This window comes from Kitasatospora sp. NEAU-CNBT7 (assembly GCF_057220535.1).
Window position 1 is genome coordinate 1 of record NZ_JBXQQB010000082.1, and the last position, 7,449, is coordinate 7,449.

The window sequence follows — 7,449 nt, forward strand, 5'->3', positions numbered from 1 at the left end:
GAGCTTGCCAAGTCCCTTGATGTCGGGCTGCCCCTTGCGGGAGATGACCGGCAGGATCCCGCGCCTGCGGAGTTCGCGCCGGTTGGGGTTGCTGTCGTAGCCCTTGTCACCGAGGAGGGCGTCGGGGCGCTTGCGGGGATGGCCGACCCGGCCGGCCACCGGCGGTACTCCGTCCACCAAGGCGAGGGTCTGGGTGACGTCGTTCACGTTGGCCGCGGTGGTGATCATGTGGAGCGGGGTGCCGCCACCGTCACAGATCAGGTGGTGTTTGCTGCCTGTCTTGCGGCGGTCGACCGGCGACGGGCCCGTCGCCGGTCCCCTTTTTTCGCGCGTACGTGGGAGGCGTCCACGCACGCGCGGCTCCAGTCCAGTTCGCCAGCCGCGTTGAGCTCGGCGAGCAGTATCCGGTGCAGCCGGTCGAAGACGTCGGCCTCCTGCCAGCGCTCCAGGCGCCGCCAGCATGTCTGGCCTGAGCCGAAGCCCAGCTCCAGGGGCAGCTGCTGCCACGGGATCCCGGTGTAGAGGACGAAGAGGATGCCCTGCAGGCAGAGCCGGTCCGACACGGGCTTCGGTCCCGGTGACCGCTCGGGCCAGGCCGGCAGGACCGGCTCGATCATCGCCCACAACTCGTCATCCACGGCCCACGGCTTGGCGCTCACGCCATCACGAACAGCTCAATCGTCGTACCGGTTACGGCCGACCTGCACCGATTCACAAGATCGTGTTACGAGCTCTATGGGCGATCAGCAAGCTCAGCAGCAGCGCGGGCTCGCCGCCGGTCATGTCGATCGCCCAGGTCACCTCGTCGCCATCGGCCAGGGCGAGGACGTCACCGATCAGCTTCAGCAGTTCCGGTTCATCGTTGGCCACCCGTCGCGACAGCAGGGTCTTGCCCTCGGCGTCCAGGGCCAGGCCGTGATGGTGGCTCTTACCGCTGTCGATCCCCGCCCATATGCGGCTCATCGTGCTCCTGACGTGCGTGTTCGTGCTGTTCGTACCACGGACGACCTCGCCGGCATTGCTCTACACAGCGACCTTCTCGCACTTCCTAATCGGCGGCCGAGTCGTCGTGGGGCGCCGGGCGGCGAAGCCTGGCAAGCCACGAAATGGCAGCCGCCTGATAGCCACACCCGGCACCTCTGGGTGACCCAACCTTACGAATGGCCCGATCAACCCGGCTCAGAAGGTAGAGCCGCCTGACCCGCACGGTCCCGCCCCCGGTGCTGCCGGGGCGGCCCCGTGTGCGCGGGGAGCCCGGGCGGCCAGCCGGTGGCCGGGTCCCGGGGGACGAAACCGCCACCCGCGTCCCCGGGGCGGGCGGCGGGCGGCGGGCGGTGGTGGGGGCGTCGGTCGTCGCGGTCAGATGGTGGTGAGCTTGGACTCGAACTGGGTGTAGTCGATGACGTTGTCGGCGGGCGGGGCCTGGACGTCGAGGGGCTTGTCGAAGTCGGTGAAGTTCATCTCGCCGGGCTCCGCGCCGAAGTGGCTGATCCTGACGAGGTAGGGCTTGCCGTCGGTGGCGACGTAGCCGGTGTTCGTGGAGCCCTCGTCGTCGGTGGTGACGACGCTGAAGGTGCTGTGGCCGTTCACGGTGGCGGTGGTGCCCTTGACGGCGTCGTCGTCGGTGTCCTGGTTGTCGGTCATCGACTTGACGATGTCGCACATCGCGGCGAGTCCGGCGAGCGAGGGGTCGTCCTTGGCGCCGGTCAGGTAGCGGCCCTTGAACATCTCGGCGGCCAGCTCCCCGGCGTGCGGGTCGCCCTTGCCCGCGGCGATGGTCTTCCAGAACGCGGCGTCGGGGCGCAGGTAGCTGGCACCGCCGGTGTGGATGATCTCGATCTGGCCCATGTCCGCCATACCGATGGTGCCCTGGCAGTTGCCCTTGGTGTCGGTCGCCAGGTCCAGGGTCATCTTCTGGCCGGTCGCCACCAGGTTCCCGGAGATCCTGACCGAGGTCAGCGACGCCATCGCGTCGTGGGCCTGCTTCTCGATCTCGGCGGCGGTCAGCTTGTCGGTGTCCAGCCGCCCGGCCGCGCCCGCACCGGTGCTCCCGGAGGCGGCGGGGGAGACGGCGGCCGCGTCGGCGGAGCCGGCCGGGTCCTGGTTCCGGGCGCAGCCGCCCGCCCCCAGGACCAGGGCGCAGCAGACGGCGGCGGTGGCGATGGCGGCGGGACGCTGGGGGAGCATCGGTGTCCTTGCTGTGGGACCGGCACGGGAAGGCGCCAGTATGGGCCCGGCCGGGGCGCCGCCGCCTCGGGTTTGCCCGCCGGTTCGGCCCGTCTCCGGGTTCGGGACGGGCCGTCATCTCCGGGGCGGGAACTGCTGGGACACGTGCGGTGTCGCAGTTCCCGAGCTGGGTCGCGACCTGGTGCAGGCGCTGGCGCTGGGGCCGCGGGCATCGGCGCGTCGCCCCCGCGCGGGGCCGGGGTGCTGATGGTCCTCCCGCGCTCGTCGGTTCACGGGAGGACCGGTCCCCGAGCCTACGAGAGGCGGCGGCCGCGCGGGGCCGCTGCGGCCGTATCCCGGTCCCGGTGGGCGGGATCCGCCGCGCCCGCTTCCCGCCCTGCGGGAAGGCCCGGTGCCCGGCGTCGCTGCGCCGGGCCGGCGCCGCGCATCCTGCTGACGGCCGCACCTGCCCGTCGGGTGCCGGGACGCACCGGACGGTGCGGGCGCGGCCGCCGACCCGCGGAAGGGGGGCACGGTGACGGACGCCGATTCCCACACCGGCGGTCACACCCCGCAGGAGCCCGGCCTGGCCGGGCTCCTGCGGGCGGCGGCCGAGGTGCTGGAGCGTGCGGGGGAACTCGTGCCGCTCACCGTCGCCCTGCAACCCGGCACCTCCACGATCCGGATCATCGGGACCTCGGCGGCTTCGATGGCCGACCAGCGGGTGAGCATCGACCGTCTCGCGGCGTCGCTGGCCGCCGCCGACCCCGTCTTCCGCCAGGTCGCCGGCCGTTCCCACAGCTACGGCATCGAGGCCGAACTCCCCGGCGGGATCCGCCTTCGCGCGTTCGCCGTGACGCCGTGGCAGACGCGGCCCGGCCCCGACGGCCGCACCACCAGTACCCGGGGGAGCGCGATGATGCTGCGCGAACTCGCCCCGTGGGCGGCCACCCTCGACGCCGGCGTGGTGGACGAGCTGACGGTCGCCGATTTCGGCCGCGGCCACATCACCAACCTCGGCCTGCACGAGAGCGCGGACCCGATGCGCGCGGTCGAGGCCGTCACGGCGGACCTGCCCGCCCGCGTCGAGAGCCGCCCCCTGGGTGCCGCGGCCCGTGCCATGCTCCCCACCGGGCACTACCTGCGGGTCGTCGCCGACCGCATGCCCGCACCCGCCGCGCAGGCGGGCCCGGCGACGGCCGCCCGGCCCGAGCCCGTGAGCACCGCGGACCACGTGGTGGAAGCGGCCGCCCACGCGGCCCGGCTGCGCGAGCAGCGCAACACCCCTGTCCCGCCCACCGGGACACCGCCCGCCTTGCCGGTGCGCCGGCCGCTAACCGATCCCCAGCAGCAGCACCGGCACGGACAGCAGCGCCGCGACCCTCCCCCCGGGCCCCGGCCCGGCTGACGACCCGCCCGTCCCGCACACAGCCCCGGCCGGGCGGCGCCGCGCCGGGGGCGGGCAGGCCCCGCGCCGCGCTAACCTCTGCGCCGCGCTAGCCTCTGCGTGGCGCCCGCCGGGAACGAGACGCACACCTCACCCCGGCCGGGCGCCGCCCCTGCACCCGCCCCGTCCCCTGCCTCCCGCCGGACGGTCAGCCAGAAGCCGCGGCCGACGCGGCGACAGCGGGTGCGGACGGCGTTGACGTTGGACTCGCTGCCGTCCAGGCCGAGCAGGCCGGCGATCTCGCGGGCCCGCAGCGGGCCCGGCGCGTCGGCCAGCACCGCGAGGACACCGGCGGCGTCGGTCAGCCCCGGCCGGCGGCCGCCGGCCGGGCGCCGCTTCTGCCCGTCCGCCACCGGGGCCGGGCCGTCGGCCGGTCCGGCCTGCGCGGGCACCACGGCGGCCTTCGACCGGGCCGCCGGGGACACGCCGTTCTTCGGCGCCGCCTTCCCGGCGGTCTTCTTCGTGGTGGCCTTCTTCGTTGTGGTGGTCGCGGTGCGGGCCGGGGCGGACTGCCCGCCGGCCGCCGCGACTGCCGTGCGGGCCGACTTCCTCACGGCCTTCGTGGCCTTCACGGGCTTGGTGGGCGCCGGGGAGGTGTCCGCCCCGGCGGGGTGACGGGCTTCGCCGCCTTCTTCGCGCTGCGCCCTGCGGCTGCCCGGGCCGGGGCCTTCGGCGCCGCGGCCTCGGCGGCCGGTGCCGGGTCCTGCTGCGCCGCGGGCGCGGTGGCGGCCTTGCCGGCCGCCTTCGCGGCAGGCGCGGCGGCGGGGCTCTTGGTCCGCGTTCTGCGGGTGGCCGCCGGTGTGGCAGGTGCCGCGTCCTGCGCCGCGGCGGTGGGCGCCGCGGCCCGGGCGCGCTTGGCGGCCGGGGTCTTGCGCGTGGTGCCGCGCTGCCGCGCGGGCGCGGCAGCGTCGGGCGCGGGTGTGGTGTCCGTCGTGGCCGGCTCGTCGTCGGCGGCCGCCGGTGCGTCGGCCGTGCCGGGGTCGGTTGTGTCGGCCTGAACCTGCGACGGGGCGGGCGCCGCCACCGTGTCCGGTGCGGCAGTGTCGGGTTCGCCGCCGTGGTCGACGGGAGTGCCGGCCAGCGTGGCGAGGCCTTCCAGCACGCCGGTCATGGCGCTCTCCTGCGCGATGACGGCCGCGAGTTGCTCCTCCAGCTCGCGGCGGCGCTCGCGCACGGCGGGCAGCTTCGCCTCCAGCAGTGCCACCGTCGATCCCACACCGCTGTCCGTGCCGAACGTGCTGGGGTTTGCCACAACCACTCCCACCGGATCGTCAGTTACCTCTCGTAGCAGCCGAATGTACGGCCCCAACCCGCGGATACCCGGTGCTTTGTCGGAAATTCCCACCCATCGGGCGGCCCGGACCACCGCCGCACGTGCGGTACGGCCGGTCCATCTCGCGTATGGGGCCCGGGCGGCGGCTGTCCGGAGTGGAACACCTGCTTCTCGCATGACCGCCCAGGTCCACGTGCTGCCGCGTTCCCGGTCGTCCACGATGAAGGATCGGCCTGTCCGGCGGGGCGGCACAATGGGTTCCATGTGGATGCAGGTGGGTGTCGACGGCCGCGCGGTGTACACCCGGTATCCCAGCCCGGTACCCGCCGGGACATACGGACCGGATCTGACGACGGGCGGCCTGACCCGGCAGCAGGTCCGCTCCCGGGAGGCCCACCACGAAGCCGGCCATGCCGCCGTGGGCACGGCCCTGGGGCTGCCCGTGACCGCTGTCCACCTCTACCCCGACCCGGCCGCAGTTCCAGGGACCGGGCCGACCGAGGGCATGGCGCACCTGGGCCACACCGCCCTCGGCCCCTTCGACGCAGATGTCCGCAGCGTGCTGCTGTTCCTCGCCGCCGGTGTCCGCGCCGCCCACCGCTGGCTCGCCGCGCAGGAACTCCTCACCCCTCGCACCGCGTTCCTCAACGACGTCCTCGGCGGCGCAGGCGACCAGGCCCGGATGGCGATGCTCCCCACCGCACGGCCCGTCCACCTCACCTGGGGCGCCGGTCAGGTCCCGGACATCCCCCCGGGCCACGACCACATCGAGATGGCCTCGCTCTACGACCAGGCCGACAACCTGGTCCGCGACCGGTGGGCACACACCACCGCCATCGCCCACCACCTCCTCGCGCACGGCAACGCGGACGCCGCTGCCCTGCACCGCCTGAACCCCCGTCCTTCCCCTGCTGCGCCTGGTGACGCGACCGGGAGGTAGGCGAAGGGCGGACCGGGACCGGGGCAGCATGACCTGGCCGGTCAGCCGTCGGTGGCAGAGGCCAGCTGTCCCGCATGTCGGCAGGCGGAAGGCGTCAGCGGGCGCTCCAGACGGGACAGTGCGGGGCGTGGACGTCGAGGAGGATGAAGCCGCCGCCGTCCAGGACCCGGCGGGTGCGGGCGACGGCGCAGCACCGCTGGACCTGGCCGGTGTCCGTGCCGGGCTTCTCGGTATCGCAGGTGCGGCCGTTGTTGTGTGCCGGGGCGGTGCGAGCGGTGTCGGGGGAGGTGCGGGGACGGGGTGGCCCGGGGACGGGGCGTGGCCGCCGCGCTTGCCCTTCGGGCAGGGCCTGGTGGCCGATGGCGGAGGAGGGCAGGGCGAGGGAGCGGGCCCGGCTGCGGCGGCGGTTGCGGCGATCCGACATGCCGGACAGCCTGCCCGCTTGAGCGCGGATCAAAAGGGCCGGCCGGCGGCGACACGCCGCCCGGCGGCCGGTGGGGTGAGCGCTTTTGAGGTTGAAGTAGTGAGGTGATTATGGGAGTTGGAAGGTCAGGCCGGTCTCGGCGATGAAGCCGTCGATGGGGCGGGGACGGTACTGCGTTTTCTTCAGTCGGGTCCGGACCGCCGTGGCGAGCTGGTCGGTGGTGTGGGGTGCGAGGTTGGCCAGACTCTTCTTGAGGTGGGCCCACACACCCTCGGCGGGGTTGAGGTCCGGCGCATACGGCGGCAGGCGGAAGACGGTCAGCCACGAGCGGGTGGCGATCAGCTCGCGCATCACGCGGTCGGTGTGGGCGGTGGCGTTGTCCCACACCAGGACGAGCGGGCCGCCGAGCTGCTGGTGGGCTGCATCGAGCAGCCGGGCGAGGTCCTTCTCGCGGAAGCCCTTCTTCTCGCCCTTGCGGCCACGATGGACGATCATGCGGTAGATCAGTCGGGTCCGCGGGTCACCGGGCCGGACGCACACGAGCCCGGCGGGCGAGACGCGGCCGGAGCCCTTGCCGGTGACCTTCACGACGGGTGTCTGTCCCTTCCGGGACCAGGTGCGCGCCTTCGGAGGCCTCAGCGACTGGCCTGCCTCGTCCTCGAAGACCACCCACGCGCCCTGGTCCCGTGCGGTTTTCCCACGGCGGGCCAGGTCTCCTCCCGCCAGGCGGCCACCGCCGCGTCGTCGCGCTCCACCGGGCGATGCATCGGGACTTGCACGCTCCAGCCCATCCGGTGCAGGACCAGCGACATGCCCTTCAGACTGTAGGAGACCTTGAACAGCCGCTCGACCAGCACCGCGATCCGGGCCGGCGTCCAGCGCTGGTCCTCCGTCCAGCCGTGCGCGGCCGGCCCCCGCGTCAGCTCCGCCTCGAGCCGCTGCGGCTGCTCAATGTCCAACCGACACCGCGGGCCCTGCGTCCCCTTCGACACCAGCGCCTGGACACCGCCATCCCGCCACCGGGCTTGCCAGGCATAGACGGACTTCCGCGACACCCGCAGCCGCCGCGCGACCTCCGACGGGCGCACTCCCTGTTCGAACAACTCCGCGGCCTCGAAGCGCACCCGCTCCCGCTTCGCCCGCCCTACGGCGGTCAGCCCGCCGCCATCCGCATACCTCATACGCACGGAGTAGCGAAA

Annotated in this window: 9 protein-coding genes and 1 pseudogene; 2 read left to right on the plus strand and 8 right to left on the minus strand. The window is 73.9% G+C overall.

Annotated elements, in window-relative coordinates; genetic code table 11:
- From AC2TEW_RS37895 to AC2TEW_RS37910, 4 genes and pseudogenes are all read right to left on the minus strand, one after another.
- On the minus strand, positions 1 to 354 hold a 354-nt coding region (locus AC2TEW_RS37895; protein ID WP_484627744.1), incomplete at its 3' end, for a transposase.
- On the minus strand, positions 258 to 659 hold the full coding sequence (locus AC2TEW_RS37900) for a transposase (RefSeq protein ID WP_484627745.1): 402 nt from the start codon (positions 657 to 659) through the stop codon (positions 258 to 260). The genes AC2TEW_RS37895 and AC2TEW_RS37900, both read right to left, overlap by 97 nt.
- A gap of 76 nt (positions 660 to 735) precedes the next feature.
- Positions 736 to 963 (minus strand): annotated as a pseudogene (locus tag AC2TEW_RS37905) (IS110 family transposase); the annotation flags it as partial.
- Positions 964 to 1,359: 396 nt separating this feature from the next.
- Positions 1,360 to 2,187, minus strand: coding sequence for a hypothetical protein (locus AC2TEW_RS37910; protein WP_484627746.1), 828 nt, complete (start codon positions 2,185 to 2,187; stop codon positions 1,360 to 1,362).
- 514 nt (positions 2,188 to 2,701) lie between these two features.
- Here AC2TEW_RS37910 and AC2TEW_RS37915 point away from each other — a divergent pair.
- Positions 2,702 to 3,574 carry a hypothetical protein gene (locus AC2TEW_RS37915; protein WP_484627747.1) on the plus strand — a complete coding sequence of 291 codons (873 nt, stop codon included), beginning with the start codon at positions 2,702 to 2,704 and terminating at the stop codon, positions 3,572 to 3,574.
- A 71-nt stretch (positions 3,575 to 3,645) separates the two neighbouring features.
- On the opposite strand, the gene AC2TEW_RS37920 is transcribed toward AC2TEW_RS37915, so the two are convergent.
- A complete protein-coding gene (locus tag AC2TEW_RS37920) occupies positions 3,646 to 4,185 on the minus strand; it encodes a hypothetical protein (RefSeq protein WP_484627748.1) in 540 nt (179 codons plus the stop codon).
- Positions 4,182 to 4,865, minus strand: a complete 684-nt coding sequence (locus tag AC2TEW_RS37925; protein ID WP_484627749.1) for a hypothetical protein — start codon at positions 4,863 to 4,865, stop codon at positions 4,182 to 4,184. The genes AC2TEW_RS37920 and AC2TEW_RS37925 overlap by 4 nt, the downstream gene beginning before the upstream one ends.
- Before the next feature lie 283 nt (positions 4,866 to 5,148).
- On the opposite strand from AC2TEW_RS37925, the gene AC2TEW_RS37930 reads away from it, so the two are divergent.
- Positions 5,149 to 5,826, plus strand: coding sequence for a hypothetical protein (locus tag AC2TEW_RS37930; RefSeq protein ID WP_484627750.1), 678 nt, complete (start codon positions 5,149 to 5,151; stop codon positions 5,824 to 5,826).
- Positions 5,827 to 5,920: 94 nt separating this feature from the next.
- Here the strand turns inward: AC2TEW_RS37930 and AC2TEW_RS37935 are convergent, their stop codons facing one another.
- Both AC2TEW_RS37935 and AC2TEW_RS37940 read right to left on the minus strand, forming a co-directional pair.
- Positions 5,921 to 6,250, minus strand: coding sequence for a hypothetical protein (locus AC2TEW_RS37935; protein WP_484627751.1), 330 nt, complete (start codon positions 6,248 to 6,250; stop codon positions 5,921 to 5,923).
- Positions 6,251 to 6,358: 108 nt separating this feature from the next.
- Positions 6,359 to 7,431 (minus strand): IS630 family transposase gene (locus AC2TEW_RS37940; protein ID WP_484627739.1). Its coding sequence is split into 2 segments (ribosomal slippage): positions 6,359 to 6,948 and positions 6,948 to 7,431, totalling 1,074 coding nucleotides; the frame shifts between segments, so codons are not numbered across the junction.
- Between the last annotated feature and the right edge of the window lie 18 nt (positions 7,432 to 7,449).

Bases quoted from the DNA above. Each gene is read 5' to 3' on its own strand.
- AC2TEW_RS37910 (WP_484627746.1), bottom strand. From the start codon at position 2,187: ATGCTCCCCCAGCGTCCCGCCGCCATCGCCACCGCCGCCGTCTGCTGC.
- AC2TEW_RS37930 (WP_484627750.1), top strand. From the start codon at position 5,149: ATGTGGATGCAGGTGGGTGTCGACGGCCGCGCGGTGTACACCCGGTAT.
- AC2TEW_RS37935 (WP_484627751.1), bottom strand. From the start codon at position 6,250: ATGTCGGATCGCCGCAACCGCCGCCGCAGCCGGGCCCGCTCCCTCGCC.